Source organism: Halobacillus sp. ABR2_026 (assembly GCF_056158545.1).
The window spans coordinates 3,250,072-3,271,510 of sequence record NZ_JBSWTM010000001.1 but is presented as its reverse complement, the minus strand read 5'-3'; the positions used below and the strand labels follow the sequence as shown (position 1 = coordinate 3,271,510).

18 protein-coding genes and 1 pseudogene are annotated in these 21,439 nt (G+C 45.8%); 18 read left to right on the top strand and 1 reads right to left on the bottom strand.

Annotated elements, in window-relative coordinates; translation table 11 throughout:
- Nucleotides 1-48: 48 nt before the first annotated feature.
- From ACXADE_RS16790 to ACXADE_RS16755, 8 genes and pseudogenes are all read left to right on the top strand, one after another.
- Complete coding sequence (locus ACXADE_RS16790; RefSeq protein WP_474982260.1) at nt 49-888, top strand: ABC transporter permease; 840 nt, start codon at nt 49-51, stop codon at nt 886-888.
- 9 nt (nt 889-897) lie between these two features.
- A pseudogene (locus ACXADE_RS16785) lies at nt 898-2,452 on the top strand (glutathione ABC transporter substrate-binding protein).
- A gap of 7 nt (nt 2,453-2,459) precedes the next feature.
- A complete protein-coding gene (locus ACXADE_RS16780) occupies nt 2,460-3,461 on the top strand; it encodes an ABC transporter ATP-binding protein (RefSeq protein WP_474981570.1) in 1,002 nt (333 codons plus the stop codon).
- Nucleotides 3,433-4,407, top strand: a complete 975-nt coding sequence (locus ACXADE_RS16775; protein WP_474981569.1) for an ABC transporter ATP-binding protein — start codon at nt 3,433-3,435, stop codon at nt 4,405-4,407. Before ACXADE_RS16780 ends, ACXADE_RS16775 begins: the two co-directional genes overlap by 29 nt.
- Nucleotides 4,408-4,454: 47 nt before the next feature.
- Nucleotides 4,455-6,068, top strand: a complete 1,614-nt coding sequence (locus ACXADE_RS16770) for a gamma-glutamyltransferase family protein (protein ID WP_474981568.1) — start codon at nt 4,455-4,457, stop codon at nt 6,066-6,068.
- 32 nt (nt 6,069-6,100) lie between these two features.
- A complete protein-coding gene (locus ACXADE_RS16765; RefSeq protein WP_474981567.1) occupies nt 6,101-6,676 on the top strand; it encodes a chromate transporter in 576 nt (191 codons plus the stop codon).
- On the top strand, nt 6,676-7,209 hold the full coding sequence (locus ACXADE_RS16760) for a chromate transporter (RefSeq protein ID WP_474981566.1): 534 nt from the start codon (nt 6,676-6,678) through the stop codon (nt 7,207-7,209). The genes ACXADE_RS16765 and ACXADE_RS16760 overlap by 1 nt, the downstream gene beginning before the upstream one ends.
- Before the next feature lie 162 nt (nt 7,210-7,371).
- Complete coding sequence (locus ACXADE_RS16755; protein ID WP_474981565.1) at nt 7,372-7,824, top strand: recombinase family protein; 453 nt, start codon at nt 7,372-7,374, stop codon at nt 7,822-7,824.
- A 45-nt stretch (nt 7,825-7,869) separates the two neighbouring features.
- On the opposite strand, the gene ACXADE_RS16750 is transcribed toward ACXADE_RS16755, so the two are convergent.
- Nucleotides 7,870-9,285, bottom strand: a complete 1,416-nt coding sequence (locus tag ACXADE_RS16750; protein ID WP_474981564.1) for an alanine/glycine:cation symporter family protein — start codon at nt 9,283-9,285, stop codon at nt 7,870-7,872.
- A 371-nt stretch (nt 9,286-9,656) separates the two neighbouring features.
- Between ACXADE_RS16750 and ACXADE_RS16745 the strand changes: the two genes are divergently transcribed.
- The 10 genes from ACXADE_RS16745 to ACXADE_RS16700 all read left to right on the top strand — a co-directional run bounded on the left by ACXADE_RS16745 (nt 9,657) and on the right by ACXADE_RS16700 (nt 21,428).
- Nucleotides 9,657-10,676, top strand: a complete 1,020-nt coding sequence (locus ACXADE_RS16745) for a LacI family DNA-binding transcriptional regulator (protein ID WP_474981563.1) — start codon at nt 9,657-9,659, stop codon at nt 10,674-10,676.
- Nucleotides 10,677-10,796: 120 nt separating this feature from the next.
- Nucleotides 10,797-11,561 carry a sugar phosphate isomerase/epimerase family protein gene (locus tag ACXADE_RS16740; RefSeq protein ID WP_474981562.1) on the top strand — a complete coding sequence of 255 codons (765 nt, stop codon included), beginning with the start codon at nt 10,797-10,799 and terminating at the stop codon, nt 11,559-11,561.
- A 25-nt stretch (nt 11,562-11,586) separates the two neighbouring features.
- Nucleotides 11,587-12,855: an ABC transporter substrate-binding protein gene (locus ACXADE_RS16735; protein ID WP_474981561.1), complete on the top strand. Its 1,269-nt coding sequence runs from the start codon at nt 11,587-11,589 to the stop codon at nt 12,853-12,855.
- A gap of 54 nt (nt 12,856-12,909) precedes the next feature.
- Nucleotides 12,910-13,848 (top strand): carbohydrate ABC transporter permease, encoded by a 939-nt coding sequence (locus tag ACXADE_RS16730; protein ID WP_474982259.1) that lies wholly within the window; start codon nt 12,910-12,912, stop codon nt 13,846-13,848.
- The gene (locus ACXADE_RS16725) at nt 13,845-14,666 is read left to right on the top strand and encodes a carbohydrate ABC transporter permease (RefSeq protein ID WP_474981560.1); all 822 of its coding nucleotides are present in this window, start codon (nt 13,845-13,847) and stop codon (nt 14,664-14,666) included. Before ACXADE_RS16730 ends, ACXADE_RS16725 begins: the two co-directional genes overlap by 4 nt.
- Before the next feature lie 27 nt (nt 14,667-14,693).
- Entirely contained in the window at nt 14,694-15,773 is a 1,080-nt protein-coding gene (locus ACXADE_RS16720; RefSeq protein WP_474981559.1) for a Gfo/Idh/MocA family protein, read from the top strand.
- Nucleotides 15,774-15,780: 7 nt separating this feature from the next.
- Nucleotides 15,781-16,830: a Gfo/Idh/MocA family protein gene (locus ACXADE_RS16715; protein ID WP_474981558.1), complete on the top strand. Its 1,050-nt coding sequence runs from the start codon at nt 15,781-15,783 to the stop codon at nt 16,828-16,830.
- 1,160 nt (nt 16,831-17,990) lie between these two features.
- The gene (locus ACXADE_RS16710; protein ID WP_474981557.1) at nt 17,991-19,553 is read left to right on the top strand and encodes an ABC transporter substrate-binding protein; all 1,563 of its coding nucleotides are present in this window, start codon (nt 17,991-17,993) and stop codon (nt 19,551-19,553) included.
- Between the two features lie 77 nt (nt 19,554-19,630).
- On the top strand, nt 19,631-20,572 hold the full coding sequence (locus ACXADE_RS16705) for an ABC transporter permease (protein WP_474981556.1): 942 nt from the start codon (nt 19,631-19,633) through the stop codon (nt 20,570-20,572).
- A gap of 16 nt (nt 20,573-20,588) precedes the next feature.
- Complete coding sequence (locus ACXADE_RS16700) at nt 20,589-21,428, top strand: ABC transporter permease (protein ID WP_474981555.1); 840 nt, start codon at nt 20,589-20,591, stop codon at nt 21,426-21,428.
- Nucleotides 21,429-21,439: the final 11 nt, after the last annotated feature.

Here is a 21,439-nt window from a genome sequence, read left to right as displayed (position 1 = left end):
GCGAATGAACAAGTTTTTGTGAAGAAGGACAAGGTGAAGAAAGAGAAGATGGCTTTGAAGACAGTCAAGCGTCTCCTGAAAAATAAACTGGCGGTGTTCGGGTTGATAATCATTACGATCCAGGTGGTGATGGCCGTCTTTGCCCCTTGGTTTGCAACCTATGATCCGATAAAACAAAGTTTGACGAGCACCGAATTAGGCGTGGGTTCGGAAGGGCATTGGCTGGGCACAGATAACTATGGACGGGATGTCTGGTCCAGAATTGTCTTTGGAGCAAGGATTTCCTTGCTGGTTGGGATCGGATCGGTCGGCTTGGGACTGATCGGCGGAATCACGCTCGGTCTGATCTCCGGATATTTTAAGAGATTGGACGGCATCATTATGAGATTCGTAGATCTACTCTTCGCTTTTCCCGGCATTCTGTTAGCGATGTTGATTATAGCGATGCTTGGGACAAGCTTAGTGAACGTAGTGATAGCCATCAGCATATGGTCGATTCCTACATGTGCAAGGATCGTAAGGGGGAGTGTTCTTTCTATTAAAAAGCAGGAGTACATCCTTGCCATGAAATCTCTTGGGGCGAGCAACACTCGTATATTGATCAAACACGTACTGCCTAATTGTACGGCGCCGATCATCGTATTCGCTACGATGCGGATGGCAACAGCGATCCTGTCGACCGCAGCTTTGAGTTTCCTTGGTTTAGGGGCACAACCCCCGACGGCAGAATGGGGAGCTATGATTGCAGCAGGTCAGGATTTCATGTTTACATCCCCGCACCTTACGATTGTCCCTGGTATTGCCATTATGCTCGTTGTTTTTGCTTTTAATGTCGTAGGTGATGGTTTGAGAGATGCGCTCGACCCGAATATGGAGCTCGATCAATAAAGAGGAGGAATGACAGTGAAGAAGTTTCGTTTGTTAAGTTTATCCGTATTGGTTTTGTTATTGATGGTGCTGGCTGCGTGCAGCAATGAATCCAGTTCAGAAGGAGGAGAGGGGGACTCCGGTTCCAATGCACCTCAAGAGCTTACTTATGCAACAACATCTGATGTGGTGGGTCTTTCGCCGATTGATACCAACGACTCTGTTTCTTCTGCCGTGATTGAACAAGTCTATGAAACTCTTTTTGTCCGTGATCCTGAAACTATGGAAATCAAACCTCACCTTGCAGAATCCTACGAGAATCCGGATGATTCTGACGTGGGTGATCAAGTTGAAGGAGGATGTCACGTTCCACGACGGCACGCCATTCAATGCAGAAGCTGTCAAATACACATTTGAAGAGTTCAAAAGTGAAGAGCGGGCAGCTCCTCGTGCTTCTTTGATGGAGCCGGTAGAGTCTATTGAAGTTCAGGACGAGTATACTGTTGTCCTCAAAACAGCTGAACCTTATGGGCCATTGTTAGCTGCTCTTTCCCACACGAATGCTTCGATTGTCAGTCCAGAAGCCGACCAGGCTGGAGATTTAAACCAAAACCCTGTGGGAACAGGACCTTTCGTTTTTGAAGAATGGGTACAGGGTGATCATGTATCGCTATCTAAGAATGAAGATTACTGGCAGGGAGCTCCTCAGTTAGAGGAAGTAACGATGAAGGTCGTTCCGGAGTATTCCACAGCTGTTTCCATGCTTCAAACAGGAGAAGTACAGTTCCTTGATGCGATTCCAACAGAACAGCTTCCTCGTTTGGAATCCATGGATAATGTAGAGGTTCAACAGAAATCGGGGACACCGGTTTATTACCTAGGCTTTAACATGAACAAGGAACCGTTTGATGATATCAACTTCCGTAAAGCTGTATCCCATGCCGTCGACCGTGAAGCCTATGTTCAGCAATTGAACGGGTTAGGCGTCCAGAACAACAGCATCATCGGTCCGAAAGTATTCGGTTATGACGAATCAGCCTCTGAAGAAGGCTATGATTATGATCCTGAAAAAGCGAAGCAATTGTTTAAAGAACATGGGTATGAAGGGCAGGAAATTACGCTGCTGGCCGCTAACCGGGATATGTATATGAAGATGGCTGAGATTGTCCAGGCGCAGCTGACGGATGCTGGTTTGAACGTAAACATTGAAACAATGGAATGGGGCACATTCCTGGATACGACAACGGAGGGGAATTTCGAAATGACTTTCCTCGGATGGTCGAACAGTACAGCAGACGGGAGCGAACTGCTATATCCGAATCTGCATTCCGACAACATCGGATCTTCCAATCGTACGGCTTATGATAACAGTGAATTCGATCAGCTTGTGAATGAATCCCGGACGACCGTGGATCAGGAAGTTCGTCAGGAGAAACTTCACGAAGCGAATGTGATGGCGGTAAATGATGGGGTATGGGTGCCTATGCACCATGGTGTGGTTACGGCAGCATTTGATAGCTCCGTCAAAGGTTTGGTTGTTGACCCGACCGGCCAATGGTCTCTTTATAACGTAAGTAGAGAGTAGGTGTAGGATGGAACCTTTATTAGATGTCAATCATTTAGTCACCTCTTTCCGCACAGCTGAGGGAAAACTCCCCGCTGTGCGAGGGGTTTCTTTTTCTGTTCATGAAGGTGAAACACTGTGTATCGTCGGCGAATCCGGGTGTGGAAAAAGTATCACAACATTATCCGTGATGGGGCTGCTGCCGGATAATGGAGAAATTAGTGATGGAACAATCACGTTTAAAGGGGAAGAGCTGACGAAGAAAAAAGAAGAACAGATGAGAAAGCACCGGGGAAACGATATCTCTATGATTTTTCAGGAACCTATGACAGCTTTAAACCCTGTCTTTACGGTAGGGTATCAAATGCTGGAACCCTTGCACTTGCACACGAACCTTGGGAAAAAGGAGAAGAACAAACGGGCGATCGAGCTTCTCAGCCAAGTGGGGTTATCGAATCCGGAAAATGTCCTCAAAAAGTATCCTCATGAATTGAGCGGCGGCATGAGGCAGAGAGTCATGATTGCGATCGCTCTCGCATGCAGCCCGTCTTTGTTAATAGCGGATGAACCGACGACTGCGCTCGATGTAACGATCCAGGCCCAGATTTTAGATCTGATTGACGAATTGAAAGAAGAATTAGGAATGGGCGTCATGATGGTCACGCATGATATGGGGGTTGTCGCAGAAGTAGCTGATCGGGTGATGGTGATGTATGCAGGGGAAGTAGTGGAAACAGGAACGGTCGAGGAGATCTTTGAACGACCGCAGCATCCGTATACGAGAGGGCTCTTAGCTTCCGTTCCGAACGTGGATGACGAGGATCATCGCTTGGAAGCTATACCAGGTACGCTCCCTAATTTAAATGAAAAAATCCCGGGGTGCCGTTTCCATCCAAGGTGTCCTTATGCCATGGATCAATGCAAAGAAAAGGTTCCGCCGGATTTTCATATTTCCGATCAACACCAATCTAAATGCTGGTTACACGAGGAGGTGGAAACGAATGAGTACCGGGACAAAGCCTATTCTTGAAGTCGAAAACGTCAAAAAGTATTTCCCGATTAAGAGTAGTTTCTTAAAGCGGACAACTTCCAATGTCCAGGCGGTCGAGAACGTATCGGTGGACGTGATGGAGGGAGAGACGCTTGGGGTCGTGGGGGAATCTGGATGTGGAAAGTCGACATTCGGCCGAACCATCCTTGGCTTAGAAAGCTTGACGGCCGGTTCCATCAAATTCCGAGGAGAAGAAATCGGCGGCCTCTCCGACAGTCAGTTGAAAAAATATAAAAAAGAGATGCAGATGATTTTTCAGGACCCATACGCCTCGCTGAATCCGAGACAGCGGATTGGAGATGCCCTGGAAGAAGCTTATATCATTCATACGAAGCTGAATAAAAAGGAAAGAAGAAAAAGAGTCCATCAGCTGTTAGTGGAAGTCGGATTGAAAGAAGAACATGCCGACCGGTACCCGCATGAATTCAGCGGGGGACAGAGGCAGCGGATCGGGATTGCAAGAGCGGTGGCTTTGAATCCCTCGTTGATCGTTTGCGATGAAGCGGTTTCCGCCCTCGATGTGTCCGTCCAGGCACAAATCATTCAGCTTCTCAAACAGCTGCAAAAGTCCCATCAGCTGACTTACTTGTTTATTTCTCATGATTTAGGTGTGGTCAAACATATATCCGACCGTGTGCTGGTGATGTATTTAGGAGCGACGGCAGAACTTGCATCTTCAGAGGAACTCTTCTCAAATCCATTGCATCCTTACACACGTGCCCTTTTATCAGCGATTCCGAGGCCGGTGGTCGGTAAGAAAAAGGAGCGGATTCGCTTGAAAGGAGAACTTCCGAATGCGGCTGATTATCCAACGGGCTGTCCTTTCCATACCCGATGTCCACTTGCTCATGAACGCTGTCGCATAGAACGGCCGGAATGGCGGGAAGTGAAAGAGGGGCACTATGTCGCCTGTCATGAAGTTTAAGAATGTACTATAGAAGAATACGTATGGTCCAGGAAAGGAGCACGAAAATGAAGCATTTAGATCATCTGTACAATCCCTATCAAACGCCTCGGCACACGACAATGGCCAAAAACGGCATGGTCGCGACTTCCCAACCGTTAGCTGCTCAGGCAGGTTTGTCCATGTTACAGAAGGGAGGGAATGCGATTGATGCGGCCATCGCCACAGCAGCAGCGCTGACCGTCGTCGAACCGACTTCCAATGGCATCGGCGGGGATGCGTTCGCTCTCGTCTGGGTGAAAGATAAACTCTATGGACTGAATGGAAGCGGGCGTTCTCCTTCTTCTCTTTGCAGGGAGGAGTTGAAAAAGAAAGGGTATGAGGAAATCCCGAAATATGGCTTTGTCCCTGTCACAGTTCCGGGTGCCCCTGGGACTTGGGTGGAACTGTCCGATCGTTTTGGAAAGCTTCCATTTAAAGACTTGCTGGCTCCGGCCATCTCTTATGCAGAAGAAGGCTATCCGATTACTCCTGTCTTAGGGAAGTTCTGGGGGATGGCCGTGGAGAAGTTTAAAGAGACGTTGACTGGAGAAGAATTTTCACATTGGTTCGATACCTTTGCTCCGAATGGAAAGGCGCCAAAGATCGGTGAAATTTGGAAGTCTGAAGCTCACGCGGAAACGCTTAAGAAAATTGCTGATTCGAAAGGTGATTCTTTTTATCGGGGGGAGCTGGCAGACCAGATCGATCAGTTTTCCAACAAATATGATGGGTACATATCGAAAGAGGACTTAGCAGGCTTTAAGCCTGAATGGGTGGACCCCATTTCTGTGAATTATAAAGGGTATGACGTCTGGGAAATCCCTCCGAATGGGCAGGGAATCGTAGCACTATCTGCCCTCAACATACTTAAAGGGTTTGAATTGGATGGGAAGGAAACGGAGGGTACGTACCATAAACAAATCGAAGCGATGAAGCTTGCTTTCTCAGATGGGGAGAAATATGTGGCGGATGAAAGCTATATGGACGTTCGAGCAGATGAACTGCTGAATGATGACTATGCCTCAGAACGAAGAGGTCAAATTAGTGATGTTGCCGGCACACCGGAAGCGGGCACACCTCCTAAAGGTGGAACCGTCTATTTAGCAACAGCTGATGCGGAAGGGAATATGGTTTCCTTTATTCAAAGCAACTATATGGGATTCGGTTCAGGTTTAGTGGTACCTGGGACGGGGATCGCTTTGCAGAACCGCGGTCATAATTTCTCGCTTGATCCTGCCCATGCCAATGCTCTGGAAGGTGGGAAGCGATCTTACCATACGATCATTCCCGGTTTTCTTACAAAAGGACAGAATCCTGTCGGGCCGTTCGGGGTGATGGGAGGTTTCATGCAGCCGCAAGGCCATGTGCAAGTGGCTATGAATACCATCGATTTTCACTTGAACCCGCAGGCTGCTTTAGATGCACCCAGATGGCAATGGATGAAAGAAAAGACCGTCTGGGTGGAACCCCATTTTCCTAAACATGTCGCAGAAGCTCTGACCCGAAAAGGTCACAACATAGAAGTGCAGCTGGAGTCCGGTGCTTTTGGAAGGGGCCAAATCATCTGGCGCGACCCGGATACAGGGACATTGTATGGGGGGACGGAGTCTCGGACGGATGGGACAATCTCTGCTTATTAATGGAAAGGAGGGGTTAGAAAGGAGTTGAGCACATGCAGCAATGGAATCTCTTTATCGCTTTTTTTAGAGTGGGGATGCTCGGCTATGGTGGAGGACCATCTTCTATTCCGCTAGTCCATAAGGAGGTTGTCGAGAAATATCATTGGTTGGATGATGATGATTTCAGTGATGTTCTCGCATTAGGAAATTCCCTTCCCGGGCCGATTGCCACCAAAATGGCAGGCTATATCGGCTACAGGGTCTCAGGGGTGATGGGGATGGTGAATGCCGTACTGGCTACGATTTTGCCGACCATCATCATCATGATCGTGTTAATTACTTCGCTAAACAATTTCAGGGATCAGCCATGGGTGAATGGAATGACCCAGGCGGTTATCCCTGTCGTAGGTGTGATGTTGGCAAAGCTGACGTATGATTTCATCAAAAAGGCGCAAATGAATATAGGTTGGATCACAACGATAATACTCGGAGCAGGCTCTCTTGTTCTCATCGAATGGGGCGGTATACATCCCGGGATCATCATTTTTGCCCTGCTCCTCTATGCGCTGCTTAAGCCTCAAAAAAAAGAGGAAAGCCCCCCTCTTAAACGTCAGGAGCGATCATCTTAATGTTATGGAAAATATTTATTGCTTTCTTTATTCCAGGTATAGTCGGTTACGGTGGGGGGCCTGCTTCGATTCCTTTAGTTGAGAACGAAGTGGTCGATCGATTCCATTGGATGTCTGTCGCAGAGTTCAGTGAAATGCTTGCCATGGCCAACGCCTTACCCGGCCCGATTGCCACCAAGATGGCTGGGTTTATCGGGTATCAGCAAGCAGGGATCTTAGGTGCTGTCGTGGGGGTTTTTGCCACGGTCGCTCCTTCATTAATCTTAATGATTCTATTAATGAGCCTTCTGGCCAAATTTAAAAACTCACCGAAAGTAAAAAAGATGACCAACTTAATCCGCCCGGCCATCGCTGTATTACTCGGACTTATGGCTTTCCAGTTTTTCAAAACTTCTTACGACAGCAGCGGTTTCCTTCAGATGGGATTATTGATTGCGGTAAGTTTTCTTCTCCTGGAGAAAGTGAAAGTTCATCCCGCTTTTGTCATTCTTGGTTCCCTCGTTTATGGAGGCATCTTTCTTGGGGGATCATAAGTCATCTGCTGACTCCCGTAGGCTTCTACGTAAATCTAGTTAAATAAGAATATTTGTACGGGTAAAAGGGCGATACTAGCATATGAATCCAGCTGGCTGGAGGATTATGCTTTTTTTATGTCTTCAGTTTCCTGGAACTACGTGAACGGGATGTGAGTGAGCATGAAAGATGTGTTCTGTTATTATCGAAAATCTATGAATTTCAGGAACTCGTGGTCTCCTGTTCAACGGATCGTTCACCAGGACAAAGTCTTGCATCGGTACTGTAGAGCTAATGATCTGACCATTACAAAAAGGTACAGTGACCTGGGATATTTAGGGTCTCCCTACCGTCGCCCTGAACTGCTGGAGATGATCAAAATTATTGAGAAGCCTAAGCTGAGAGCTGACTCGCTCCTTTTTTACAGCATCGCTGGATTGAGAACAGATATGAAAGCGAATGCTGATTTGCTTTTGGAAGTGGTGAAGGTACTGGAACAGGTACACTTTTATAGAGAAAAGTTAACATTGGATTACGAGAAATTTGAAATGTATATGAAAGGAGCTGCTAGCAGCGATATATATAATCAAAGTCAAGTCTTCATTCCATCAATGGATCACAAGGAAGAAGCCTGAATGAAAAAACAACCTGCCCGAAGACAGGTTGTTTCCACCATAAGATTAGCTTGCTTTCGATCGCGTGTAGTGATGCTGATGAATATAATCATGAAAGTAGTGGTTCGTTTCTTTCACGATCACTTTATAAAGAAGCAGCAAAGCGATTAAGTTGGGAATCATCATTAATGCATTCGCCATATTCGCAAATGCCCATACAAGATCAAGCTGCATGACGGCACCCATAAAGGTTGCCGTAATGTAGATGAAACGGTAAGGGACGATATAGCGTAAACCTAAGAGGTATTCAAAACACTTTTCTCCGTACATATACCATCCGACAATCGTCGAAAATCCGAAGAAAATGACGGAAAAGGCTACGATGTATTCGCCTATCGTTCCTAGTGCATGTCCGAATGCTGCACTTGTAAGAGCGCCGCCATCCAGGCCGGTGGCGTGCTGAACGCCTGAGATCGCTCCACCGGAAGGGTCCCAAAAACCAGTCATAATCAGCACAAGTCCAGTCATCGTACAGACGACGATCGTTACGATGAACGTACCTGTCATGGCAACGAGCGCTTGTTTTACTGGATGATCGGTCTTAGCGTTACCGGCAATTAATGCGGCCGTACCTAAACCGGCTTCGTTTGAAAAAATACCTCGGGATACACCGCTTCTGACGGCTTCCATGACGACAACACCTGCAAAACCACCCGCGGCCGAAACCGGGCTGAATGCGTATTGGAAGATCATTTCAAAAGCAGGGACAATCGCCTCGTAATTGGCGATGATAATGAATAGAGCCCCGCCAATATAAAGGAAGGCCATGATCGGAACGAAAAATCCCGCCACTGTACTGATTCGTTGAATGCCTCCGAAAATAATCAGCCCCGTCAAGATAGCCAGAACCGCTCCTGTAAACCAACCATTAATATGAAAGCTTTCCGTCATGACGTCTGATATGGTATTGGACTGTACACTGTTTCCGATTCCTAAAGCAGCAAAGGCGCCAAACAAAGCGAATGCGACGGCGAGCCACTTCCACTTTCTTCCGATTCCATGTTCAACATAATACATCGGTCCACCGGAATATTCTCCGTTCTCATTTTTCACTCGATACTTCATCGCAAGGAGAGCCTCAGAGTATTTGGTCGCCATCCCTAACAGGCCGACGATCCACATCCAGAAAATCGCTCCTGGACCTCCAAGGGTCAAGGCTGTAGCGACACCCGCGATATTCCCGTTTCCGATCGTCGCTGACAGCGCTGTCATTAATGTTTTGAAATTACTGATATCCCCTTGGGAATCCTGAGATGATTCCGTTTTGTTTTCTTTCGTAAAAGCGAGTTTAAAGGCGTAGAACAGCTTGCTGAACTGAAGGCCCTTTAACATAATGGTCAGAAACAACCCTGTCCCGAATAACAGGACCAAACTGGGAGTTCCCCATAGTACATCATTGATTTGGTTCAATATTTCTAGCATCATTACCCTCCTCATCCTGTTGTAACCGTCTATGTAGGGGCGGTCTTGAAAATGTCCATCTTCTACCTTACCACGTTTTCATCTATAACCGTTCGTTGAAACTACAAAATATAAGCGCTTACATTTGTGTGTAATAAACAAATGTAAGCGAGGGAGTTTTATTCTTATACTCAAATCAAGTGAAAGGGATGTTTATTAAGGAAACGTATATAAGGTATTCTAAACGCCTACAAACATCTGGTGATGGCAGATATTATATGCTATTTCTTTAGACAAACTAAAAAACATGCTTAATTATCTTGCAATTCAGAAATCAATCCGCTACACTGAATGTAATCGATTACATTGTTGGTAGAACAGGAGAATTAGATATGCCTAAGATGAGTGACGTAGCCAAATTAGCGGGGGTTTCAACCGCAACGGTATCCAGGGTTTTAAGGAATCCGGATGCTGTAACGACAAATACAAAGGAGAAAGTACATGATGCTATCAATCAGTTGAACTATCAACCGAATATGCTGGCCCGACATTTTCGAAGAACAGAAACGAATACAATCTTAGTTCTTGTTCCGAACATCAGTAACACAGTGTTTTCTGAAATCGTCGGTGGGATTGAAGAGGAAGCTTCAAAAAATGGTTATCGTGTGTTGCTTCGTAACACCAATAATCAATTGGAAAACGAATATGCTTCTATTGAACATTTAAAGCAGAGGCAGGTCGATGGCATGATCATGCTTTCTCCTAAATTAGATGAGGAAACTCTAATTGAAATCAGTCAGCAATACCCGATCGTCCTTGCGACTGCTCATTTGGAAACACCTACGATTCCATTTGTATCTATTGATAATGTAGGGAGCAGTGAAAAAGCAACAGAACATTTAATTCAACTTGGGCACAAAAGAATTGCCCACATTAGCGGACCTTCCTATTCATTAATTTCAAGGAATCGTTGCGAGGGGTATCAGAATGCACTGAGAAAACATGGGCTGAAGTTTGAAGATAAGTTCGTTCGGGAAGGAGAATTCACCTATGAGTCGGGTTATGAACATATGTTGGACATGCTTTCACAAGAGGAAGCTCCAACAGCCGTTTATGCGTCCAGTGATGATATGGCAATCGGTGCCATTAATGCAGCCAATGAACTTGGTGTTAAAGTTCCAGAAGATCTTGCTGTTGTCGGCTTTGACAATATCAAATTCGCATCCATGTTCAATCCATCCTTAACAACGATTGCGCAGCCCTTGCATGGGATGGGAGAGAGGTCCATGGAACTCCTCATGAAAAAGCTGAATGGAGAAATGATTTCCCAAACGGAGCATGTTCTTCCGGATGAATTGATCATTCGACAATCTTGTGGGGCCAAGTTGAAAGAGGAATTACTGTCCATGTAAAAATTTTTAGGTGAAAATGTAATCGATTACAAAGTGAATCATTTTAGGAAGAAAAGGAGGCCGAATTTTTATCAGAATCAAATGTAATCGATTACATTCATGATAAAAGGAGTGGAAATAATGACGAACATACCTGTAGGTCTTCAATTGTTTACATTACGGAAAGAGAGTGAGAAAGACTTTAAAGAAGTGTTGGAAAAAGTCGCTCAGATTGGATTCGATGGTGTGGAGTTTGCCGGATATTGGGGGCTTCAGCCAAAAGAATTGAGGGATTATATAGACGATTTGGGTTTGAAAGCAGCATCGAGTCATATCCCACTTCCTTCATTAGAAAGTGACTTGGAGAGAGTGATTGAAGTACAAAAGGTTCTTGGAAGCTCCCACATTGTTTGCCCGCATCTACCTCAGGATAGGAGAACGGATGAAGACTATCATCGTCTTGTCCATCTTTTAAATGAAACGGGACGGAAGGCTGCTGAAGAAGGCATAAGCCTCTCCTACCACAACCATGATTTTGAACTACGGCGAATGAAAGATGGGCGGACCCCATTAGAATTCATCCTATCGGAAACAAACCCCGAATGGGTGAAAGCAGAATTTGATATTTATTGGTTAACTAAAGCTGGTGAGTCTCCTCAAGAATGGTTGGAGCAATATAAAGGACGTACACCGCTCGTCCATTTGAAAGATATGACATTAGACGGGGAACAGTTTTTTGCAGAGTTAGGAACAGGCGGAGTGGATGTCAAAGGGGTGTTGGACAAAGTTACAAAGAATGATGTGGAATGGTGGATCGTAGAACAAGACCAGTCGAAAGGATCTGCCTTAGATAGTATACAGGAGAGCTTTCGTTATCTACAGCGTCAAAACGTTACATCCATTTGATTTCAAGTAAAAAGGAGAGGTTACTTTGAAAAAAATAGGTAGTTTGATGTTGCTTGGTTTAGTACTAGTATTGACAGCATGTGGGGGAGATTCTTCAAGTTCTTCAGGGGGAAGTGATCAAAAGGTTTTAGAATTCTGGCATATAGACCCGGGTGAGAAAGAAAAAATCTATGAAGAAGCAGTAGCAAGGTTTGAAGAAAATCACCCGGACGTCGATGTGAAAGTGTTGAGGATTCCGAACGATGCTTATAAACAAAAACTTTCCGTTGCGATGTCAGGAGGGAATCCTCCCGATGTTTTCCATAGCTGGGGTGGTGGATGGTTGAAACAGTTCGTCGATCAGGATAAAGTCATGGACCTTACGGAAGATATCGAGCCGTCGAACTTTAATGAATTGGCTCTTGCGAATGGTACTTTTGATGATCAAGTTTATGGGCTTCCGTTAGGTCTTTCTATTGATGTCGTTTTCTATAATAAAGAAATTTTTGAAGAGTACGGGTTGGAAGAACCTGAAACCTATAAAGAATGGCTGACCATCATTGATACGTTGAATGAAAATGAAGTCATTCCTATTGCTTTAGCTAATAAAACTAAATGGCCGGGTGCGTATTATCTCATGAATTTTGCCAGCCGTATTGAGGGACCGGAGCTTTTTGAAAGCGCTTTTAATCGAGAAGGTAAAGGATTCGATGATGAAGCGTATGTACAAGCAGGAGAGTACATACAGGAAATGGTGGAAAAAGACGCATTCAATGAAGGGTTCAACGGTGTTCCATATGATGAAGGAACAGGAAGACAGCTGCTGTATTCAGGACAGGCAGCAATGATGGATATGACAATCTCCTTTTTGAACAACGTTCGAAGTGAAGCCCCTGACTTTGAAGAAAAGCTGGATTTTTTCGTTTTCCCTAAAGTTGAAGGCGGTAAAGGCGATCAAACCCACGTAGGGGCAGCGACTGGACCGGTCTGGTCTGCAGCGGAAAACTCTGAACACCCTGAACTAGCTAAGGAGTTGATCAAAGAATTGACTAGTGAAGAAACGGCACGCAATTATACGGATCGCACTGGATCACTGACTGCTGTGAAAGATGTCGTTCCTTCTGATGAATTTACGAGTGAGTTCTACGAAGTTGTCGAGCAGGCTACGCATTTACAGATGCCTTACGATCAGACACTTCCGCCGGAACTTGCTGAGCTTCATAAGGATACAACACAGGCCATTTTCGGTTTGAATATGACACCGGAAGAAGCGGCGAACGAAATGGAGAAAAAGGCCGAGGAAGAGCTGGAATAAAGGAAGGGGGATTTTCCCCCTCCACCCTATGAAAGGAGAGGTCTTGTGCAAACAATGGTGAATAAAAGGGCACATTCTAAAGCCGTGTCCAAAACGAAATCTAAAAGTACAAACGTTAAATTTAAAGATGCGCTTACGATCCTGCTTTTCATTGCTCCAGCTTTCATCGTTTATGCCGTCTATGTTCTTTATCCGATTTTCTCCACCTTCCGTTATAGTCTTCACCAATGGGATGGAATGAGTGAGATGACGTTTGTCGGCTTTGCCAATTACATTCAACTGTTTCAGGATGCTGTATTTTGGACTTCATTAACCAACAACGCCTGGGTGGTTATCGTATCGGTCTTTGTGCAAATTCCTCTGGGCCTTTTAATGGCCATGATGTTATTTGCCCCGATCAAAGGCATCCGGTTTATGAGCAGTGTTTACTTTTTTCCTTTTCTTATGTCTACGGTTGCCATCGGATTGTTATGGGTGCTCATGTATGATCCGATCAACGGTATCATTAACCAACTCGTCACACTCTTTGGCCTTGAAAGTGTCTCATGGCTAAGCCAGGCAGATACGGCTATGTTTGCTGTATTGCTTGTTGTCGTCTGGCAGTTTGCGCCTTTTTATATGATTCTGTTCAAAGCGGCGATTGTCGGCATCCCAGAGGAATTGTATGAAGCGGCGAAGATGGATGGAGCCAATGCTCTGACCAAATTCATTCACATTACATTACCTATGTTGATGCCTACAATCGTAAGCTCTTCCATCTTGGCTATTGTCGGGTCGTTAAAGGCTTTTGATATTTTTTATATTATGACAGGTGGAGGACCAAACCATGGCACAGAATTGATGGGTACTTACATGTTCAAGCAAGCGTTCATCAATTTCAATATGGGGTACGCCAGTGCGATTGCTTTTCTGATGTTCTTTATTGCTTTGGTCGTGACGATCATCATTCAACTATTGGACTACTATCGTAAAAAGAAAGGAGCATATGTATGACAGCTGCCTTCAAGAAAATGCCTCTGTACGCCATTGCTTTGCTGCTGCTCGTATTCACAGGATTTCCTTTTCTTTATATGTTGTCGACCGCGTTGAAGGATCAGACGACTTTTTTCGAGGCTCCTTTTTCATTCTTTACATCCTTCAACCTTGAAAATTTCGCCTCTGTTTTTGAGATGGGGCTTACGCGCTACTTTTTCAACAGCATCCTGATCAGTTTCCTTGCTGTCATCATTGTCATGTTCATTGCGTCTCTGGCTAGTTATCCACTCAGCCGGATGAAATTCAAATTTAACCGTGTGTTGTTTTTGATTTTTATCTCAGGAATGATGCTGCCCATTCATGCTACGCTGATCCCCATTTTTAAACTGACAGAAAATATCGGTCTTTACGATACATTATGGGCGCTGCTTGGTCCGTATATAGCTTTCAGCTTACCCATCTCTATCTTTATCTTGACTCAGTTCATGCAGGAAATTCCGAAGTCGCTGGAAGAGGCAGCGAAAATGGATGGGTGCACGCATTTTGGTGTATTCTGGAGGGTCATCCTTCCCATGTTGACGCCTGCATTAATGACTGTGTTGATTTATAACTTCATTCATTTGTGGAACGAATTCATTTTTGCTTTGGTGCTCATTTCCAGTCCGGAAAGCATGACTCTTCCTCTCGGGCTGCAGGATTTCAGAGGAGAATTTTCGGTCAACATTCCAGGGCTAATGGCGGCGTTGACACTTGCCAGTCTGCCCATCCTTATGATCTATCTTTTTTCCCAGGAAAAGGTGGTCAAAGGCCTAGCGGGTGGAGCCGTAAAAGAATAGGAAAGAGAGGAAAGAGAGGTGCTTTTTATGGAGCCTTTGAACATCGGTGTCATCGGATGTGGACACATCAGTGATATATATTTTAATAATAGTAAGGGCTTTTCAACCTTTGAAATTGTGGCATGTGCAGATATTGATGACGTTTTGGCACGAAAGAAAGCAGAACTTTATCACGTAATAAACCTTTCTGTGGACGAAATGATGAGCCGGAAAGATATAGACCTGATCCTAAATTTAACTCCCCCAGCGGTTCATGCTGAGATTTCACTGAAAGCTTTACAGAATGACAAGCATGTATATAGTGAAAAACCGCTGGCTGTTGAATTAGAAGACGGACGTAAGATTGTGGAATTGGCTGAGGAAAAAGGGCTCCAGGTAGGTGCCGCACCGGACACGTTTCTTGGTGCAGGTATTCAGACAGCCTGGGATTTGATTCATCAAGGGGTGATCGGTACCCCGACCGCAGGGGCTGCCTCCCTGCTCAAATTAGGACCCGAACGATGGCATGAAAACCCGGAATTTTTTTATCAGAAAGGCGGAGGTCCTCTTTTTGATATGGGTCCTTACTATCTAACGACCCTTGTTCAATTATTAGGCCCGATTCAGTCCGTCATGGCAGTTGCTAAAAAGAATCTGGGCGAAAGAAGAATTCAAACAGGCGCCAAGAAAGGAACAAAGCTAAACGTAGAGGTTCCGACGCATTACTCAGGGATTTTACAATTTGAAAAAGGACCGGTTGTTATGGTGACGATGAGCTTTGATGTTGCCGCCACGGAAACTCCATTAATGGAGATTTACGGGGAAATGGGAACCTTGAGAGTGCCCGATCCGAATACCTTTGGCGGTCCAGTACTCATGAAAACAAAAGAGGACGATCAATGGACGGAAGTAGCACTAACCCATCCTCATTCCGGTAACAGCAGGGGATTAGGAATCGTTGAAATGGTGGAGGCCATACAACATCAAACCTCTTTCAGAACAGACGGCCGGCAAGCCTTGCATATTTTAGAAGTGATGCACGCTTTTCATGAATCGTCGAAATCAGGAACACGTGTGGAAATACAAAGTTCAGAACATCTCGCAAAAAATCTTGTATCGAAAGGATGAATAGGCAATGGGGAATTTTAAAGTAGGTGTGATTGGATGTGGAAGTATTGCTCAGAAACGACATCTTCCTGAGTATCAGGCCAACGAGCATGTGGAAATTGTAGCGGTTTGTGATGTTGTGGAAGACAGAGCACGGGAAATGGCACAAAAGTACGGGGCCGTAGCTTTTACGGATTATAAAAAGGTGCTGGAACTGGAAGAAGTGGATGCCATCAGTGTTTGTCTACCCAACTATTTACATTCGCCGGTTACGGTCCATGCTTTGAATGAAGGGAAGCATGTGCTTTGTGAAAAGCCAATGGCCGTTTCTGCAGAAGAAGCTCACTCTATGAATGAAGCTGCCAAAACGAATCAGAAAACATTGATGATCGCTCACAATCAACGCTTCGTCTCTTCTCATCAGAAAGCGAAAAAGATCATTGAAAGTGGAGACTTAGGCAGGGTCTACAGTTTTCGGACGACCTTTGGCCATGGAGGACCTGAAAACTGGAGCATTGACGGATCGTCCAGCTGGTTTTTTGAAAAAGAGAAAGCCTTCGTCGGATCGATGGGGGACCTTGGCGTACATAAAGCGGATCTTATCCGTTATTTGTTAGGTGAAGTATCAGAGGTTGGTGCTTTCGTCCAAACTTCAGCGAAAGAACATACGAACGTTGATGATAATGCCGTTTGTATTCTGAAAATGGAATCTGGATTGATTGGTACTTTGACTGCCAGCTGGTCCTACGTTTCCGGAAATGATAACTCAACGGTTATCTATGGAGAAAAAGGCATTATGGAGCTCGAGAACGATCCTGATTATTCTCTGAAAGTAACCTATAAGAATGGAGAAAGTGTCCGCTACAGCCTGGATAAGATTCAAACGAATGGAGAAGGAGGCCAGACAACCACTCATGTTATCGACCATTTTGTGGAATCGGTTCTGAATGGACGATCTCCTCTAATTACAGGAGAGGAAGGGATGAAGTCATTGCAGGTAATCTTAGCTGCTCTGGAGGCGAGTGAGTCGAAGCAGGTTATGAAAGTATCTACTGAACGAGTTTCTTTCAGTACATGAAGAGTCTGGTCCTCAGCTTAGGAATAAGAAAAACCTTGTGAGCAAGGACGTATAAAGATGACCTCAACTTTATTGTTGGGGTTTTTTTATTTGGAAGTGCGAAAACCCTTTAATTAAAGGCTCTGTTAAAGTTTAGTGTTGATGTTACTGCAAAAAAGGAACTTCTAATTTTATGGAAGTTCCTTTTTTTGCAGTTGGTTTATTCAACTAAAGCTCCCGTTTGTGGAAGACTCAGCTTCGAGATGTTTGTGTGATTCTAGGGGGCTCCGGGAAAAGGTTCGCTTTCCATGGGGCGGGCGGTGAGCCTCCTCAGGCTACGCCTTCCGGGGTCTCACCTGTCCCACACGTCCCATAGGAGTCTCACCGTTTCCCTCCGCCCCCTTTCCCTTATAAGTGTCTCGAAGCCACTTTAAAAAGGGTGAGCATGAATGGTTGAGGTTCGAACATCTGTATGGATTAGTACAATTCTTCTCCCCTAGACGGGCAGATCATACGTAGTATCAAGCATTTGCGTATGCTAAACGTTCATGGGGTAGAGATGATATCATTCCCTTCTCTTACCCATACAGCTGATTTTTTAAGTAGTGGTTTCGAGAGACTTATATGGCAAAGGGGCGGAGGGGAATGGCGAGACTCCTGCGGGAAGAGAGTGCTTGGTGAGACCCCGCAGGACGTAGTCCGAGGAGGCTCACCGCGCTCCCGCGGAAAGCGAGTCATTCCCCGCAGCCCTATCCACAACACAGAAGTCTCGAAATCAAGTCTTCAACAATCCTGCCATTTAGCTTAAGACTCCGTTTCGAAATAATAATCTAACAAGATTCAATGGTTACATCGTGAAAGGAAATCCTCTCAAGGTTTTGATACTTGGAAATAAATTCCCTTTTACCATCCTTTCATTCATTGTCACTTCCATCCGTTGATGCAAATATCAACATTGAACTTTAACAGAGCCTAATTAAATAACCTTAGTTTTAGCACATGCAAGGAAAGCTGACCTTACTTTCCCTGTCGCATACACAAATGGTTATGAATTTTATTGTGAGATGTAGCAAAAACAAAATGATATATTCGTGAACCGTCACATATCATTCCCACCTCTTCTTTTATACAATGAATTTACTGTTTTTTTTAAATTTACTGAAAATTAGAGGAGGAACAAAATGAAGAAGCATTTTTGGATTGTATCGCTCGTCATTTTCACATTGGTTTTAGCCGGGTGTCAGGATCCGACCAAAACAGGCAGTTCAGGAAATGAAGAGGGTGGAGAGTCTTCATCTGGCAGTGAAGGTGGGACGCTAACCATCACCGACCTGACGGATGCCCAGAGTCTGGATCCGCACACAGTAACAGATGCGGCATCGATGCGTTACATCGAGAACATGTACAATACATTGTTCCGTTATAAGAGCGATGCTTATGGGGAAGTCGAAGGGGAACTGGTGAAAGATTACGAAGTCTCTGAAGATGGCAAGACGTATACGTTCACGCTTCATGAAGGGGTGACCTTCCACAACGGGGATGCGTTGACTTCTGAGGATGTGAAGTACTCAATCGAACGCATTATAGAGAGTGAAGTGCGTAAGGCGCAGTTTGATGCACTGGAGAGCATTGAGACTCCTTCTGAAACCGAGGTTGTCGTGACGATGAGCAAGCCGGTGGCGCCGTTCGTGACGTTCCTTGCGAATCCGATGAATGCGATTGTGAACCAGACGGTCGTTGAAGAGAATGATGGCGATTTATCCAATGCGGATGCGGGAAGCGGGGCTTTCCAGTTGGTCAATTGGACGAAGGACCAGGAGATGGTGCTTGAGAAATTCAATGATTACTATAAAGAAGACCTCCCATACTTAGATAAAGTCGTCTGGCGTTCAATCCCGGATGAAACGGCTCGTTCTACAGCCATTCGTAATGGCGAAATCGACATTATTCTGCAGGCGGAACCAAAAGATATTGAACTGATGGAAAAAGCGGAAGGCGTCAATGTTGAGAGTGTGCCGGGAACTTATTGGGAGTATATCGGTATGAATACAGAAGAGGGGCCGCTCGCTGAGGAGAAGGTACGTCAGGCCATTGCATGGGCAACGGACCGCGGCGCGATCAACGAAGCGGTGAAGTTTGGTAAAGCATCTCCACTGCTAAGCGGAAACATTCCTGAAAACCACTGGTCGCATTTGGAAGAAGACATTTATCCGGAACCGGATCTTGAAAAAGCACAACAGCTGCTTGATGAAGCAGGTTATGGAGACGGCTTGGATGTGAAGATGAAAGTTGGAACGAACCAGTACCAGATTGATGCTGCCCAGGTGATCAAGCAGCAGTTGAAAGAAGTCGGCATCAACGTGAATGTTGTTTCTCAAGAGAAAAGTGTTTTCTTTGAAGCATTAGGTTCCGGGGACTTTGAAATGACGGTCGTCGGCTGGGTCGGTTTTGTCGATCCGGATGAGTTCTTGTACAACATTTTCCACACGGACGGCAAGTACAACCAGCAAAATTACTCCAACCCGGAAGTAGATGAGCTGCTGGAGCAGGGCCGTGCGGAAATGGATCAGGAAAAACGGAAAGAAATCTATGCGCAGGCACAGACGATGATTGCAGAGGATGCACCGATGGTCTTCCTTTATGCAAACCCGCACATTTCAGCGATTCGTGACCGTGTCGAAGGTTTTGAAGTGGCTCCGACGGTAACGACGAAGTCCCTGGAGAAAACGAAAGTCACAGAGTAACAGGATTGGAAAAAGCGACCTTGGCTTAAGGCCGCTTTTTCCTTCATCCATAGCCATTTACGGGAGGAGGAAACAAGGTGATTCAATACGTCTTAAAACGGCTGCTCGTTTCCATTCCGGTGTTGCTCGGGATCTCGATCGTCGCGTTTTTCATCGTCCGGCTTGTGCCGGGAGATACCGTGACAGCGATGCTTGGGAACAGTTATACAGAAAGTCAGGCAGAAGCGCTTCGGGCGAAATATGGATTGGATAAACCGCTGATTCAGCAATATTTAGTTTGGCTAGGAAATGTCGTGAAAGGGGACTTTGGGTATTCACAGTTTACGAACACCCCTGTGCTGCAGGCGATTCTTGCCAGGCTCCCGATTACGATTGAACTTGCGGTGTTGAGCGTCGTCATTGCCGTCGTTCTGGCGATTCCTTTAGGAACGATTGCTGCCCTGCGCAGAAACAGTAAGTTCGATTATGGGGCGAGCTTTTTCGGAATGCTCGGCATCTCTGTCCCAAACTTCTGGCTCGGGACGTTGATGATTCTCTTCTTATCGTTGTATGCCGGGTGGTTCCCATCTGGAGGATTTGTCGGTTTGTATGAAAGCGTGTGGGGCAATTTGAGGAGCATGCTGCTGCCGGCGATCGCTCTTGGAACCGCGGTCGGAGCTGTTGCGATGCGGATGACACGCTCATCCATGCTGGAAGTGACCAATCAGGAATACATCAAGATGGCCCGTGCGAAAGGGGTTTCCAATCAACGGCTCATTTGGAAGCATGCGATTAAAAATGCGTTGATTCCCGTTGTGACGGTCCTTGGAATTCAGACTGGGTACCTGCTTGGCGGATCTGTCGTCATTGAGCAGATCTTCGGTCTTCCGGGTGTCGGACAGCTGGCGCTTGCAGCTATTACGAACCGGGATTATGCCTTGCTGCAGGGGACGATTTTGTTCATCGCCAGTGCTTTCGTCCTTGTCAATTTGATCGTCGATATCATCTACGGATTTTTAAATCCGCAAATTCGCTACTAGAAAGGAGGGCTCATAGGTGTCAGACCTGTGGTATCAATTAAAGAAAAATAAAATAGCGATGTTCGGCATGTTCATGACGCTAGCATTGATGATCTTCGCACTCGCGGCCCCTCTCATTGCGCCCTATGATCCTTACCAGATGTCACCGGAAGCGAGGCTCGCCGGACCAAGCATGGCCCACTGGCTTGGGACGGATCAGTTCGGCCGGGATATCTTGAGCCGGATCATTTATGGCACGAGAATATCTTTGCAAGTCGGCATCATTTCCGTCGGTCTTTCGCTTGTGTTCGGAACGATCATCGGGGTTGTTGCCGGTTATTACGGAAAATGGGTGGATGCGGCTTTGTCCCGCTTGACCGATGTCATGTTCGCGTTTCCTGACATTTTACTCGCCCTTGTCATTATGGCTATTCTCGGGCCGAGCCTGACCAACCTGATGATCGCCGTCGGTATCGTTTATACGCCTATTTTCGCCCGGATCGCTCGTGGGTCCGTGCTTGCGAATAAAAACTCGCTCTATATAGAAGCAGCGAAGTCCATGGGTGTCAGCAACTTGAAGATCATGTGGAAGCACATCCTGCCGAACAGTATGGCTCCGCTCATCGTCCAGGTGACCTTATCGTTCGCATTCGCGATTCTCGCAGAAGCGGCCCTCAGTTTCCTTGGGCTAGGGGTTTCTCCGGATACGCCATCGTGGGGGATCATGCTCAGTGAAGGAAAGGATTGGATGGAGACCGCCTGGTGGATCGCTGTCTTCCCTGGAATCGCCATCACCCTGGCTGTCTTCAGTTTCAACGTGATGGGAGATGGACTGCGTGACGCGCTGGATCCGCGCCTGAAAAATGAGTCCGCGTAAGAAAAGGAGAG

What these genes read in the sequence shown, in the direction of transcription:
- ACXADE_RS16790 (WP_474982260.1), top strand. Translation starts at nt 49, where the DNA reads ATGGCTTTGAAGACAGTCAAGCGTCTCCTGAAAAATAAACTGGCGGTG.
- ACXADE_RS16780 (WP_474981570.1), top strand. Translation starts at nt 2,460, where the DNA reads ATGGAACCTTTATTAGATGTCAATCATTTAGTCACCTCTTTCCGCACA.
- ACXADE_RS16775 (WP_474981569.1), top strand. Translation starts at nt 3,433, where the DNA reads ATGAGTACCGGGACAAAGCCTATTCTTGAAGTCGAAAACGTCAAAAAG.
- ACXADE_RS16770 (WP_474981568.1), top strand. Translation starts at nt 4,455, where the DNA reads ATGAAGCATTTAGATCATCTGTACAATCCCTATCAAACGCCTCGGCAC.
- ACXADE_RS16765 (WP_474981567.1), top strand. Translation starts at nt 6,101, where the DNA reads ATGCAGCAATGGAATCTCTTTATCGCTTTTTTTAGAGTGGGGATGCTC.
- ACXADE_RS16760 (WP_474981566.1), top strand. Translation starts at nt 6,676, where the DNA reads ATGTTATGGAAAATATTTATTGCTTTCTTTATTCCAGGTATAGTCGGT.
- ACXADE_RS16755 (WP_474981565.1), top strand. Translation starts at nt 7,372, where the DNA reads ATGAAAGATGTGTTCTGTTATTATCGAAAATCTATGAATTTCAGGAAC.
- ACXADE_RS16750 (WP_474981564.1), bottom strand. Translation starts at nt 9,285, where the DNA reads ATGCTAGAAATATTGAACCAAATCAATGATGTACTATGGGGAACTCCC.
- ACXADE_RS16745 (WP_474981563.1), top strand. Translation starts at nt 9,657, where the DNA reads ATGCCTAAGATGAGTGACGTAGCCAAATTAGCGGGGGTTTCAACCGCA.
- ACXADE_RS16740 (WP_474981562.1), top strand. Translation starts at nt 10,797, where the DNA reads ATGACGAACATACCTGTAGGTCTTCAATTGTTTACATTACGGAAAGAG.
- ACXADE_RS16730 (WP_474982259.1), top strand. Translation starts at nt 12,910, where the DNA reads ATGGTGAATAAAAGGGCACATTCTAAAGCCGTGTCCAAAACGAAATCT.
- ACXADE_RS16725 (WP_474981560.1), top strand. Translation starts at nt 13,845, where the DNA reads ATGACAGCTGCCTTCAAGAAAATGCCTCTGTACGCCATTGCTTTGCTG.
- ACXADE_RS16720 (WP_474981559.1), top strand. Translation starts at nt 14,694, where the DNA reads ATGGAGCCTTTGAACATCGGTGTCATCGGATGTGGACACATCAGTGAT.
- ACXADE_RS16715 (WP_474981558.1), top strand. Translation starts at nt 15,781, where the DNA reads ATGGGGAATTTTAAAGTAGGTGTGATTGGATGTGGAAGTATTGCTCAG.
- ACXADE_RS16710 (WP_474981557.1), top strand. Translation starts at nt 17,991, where the DNA reads ATGAAGAAGCATTTTTGGATTGTATCGCTCGTCATTTTCACATTGGTT.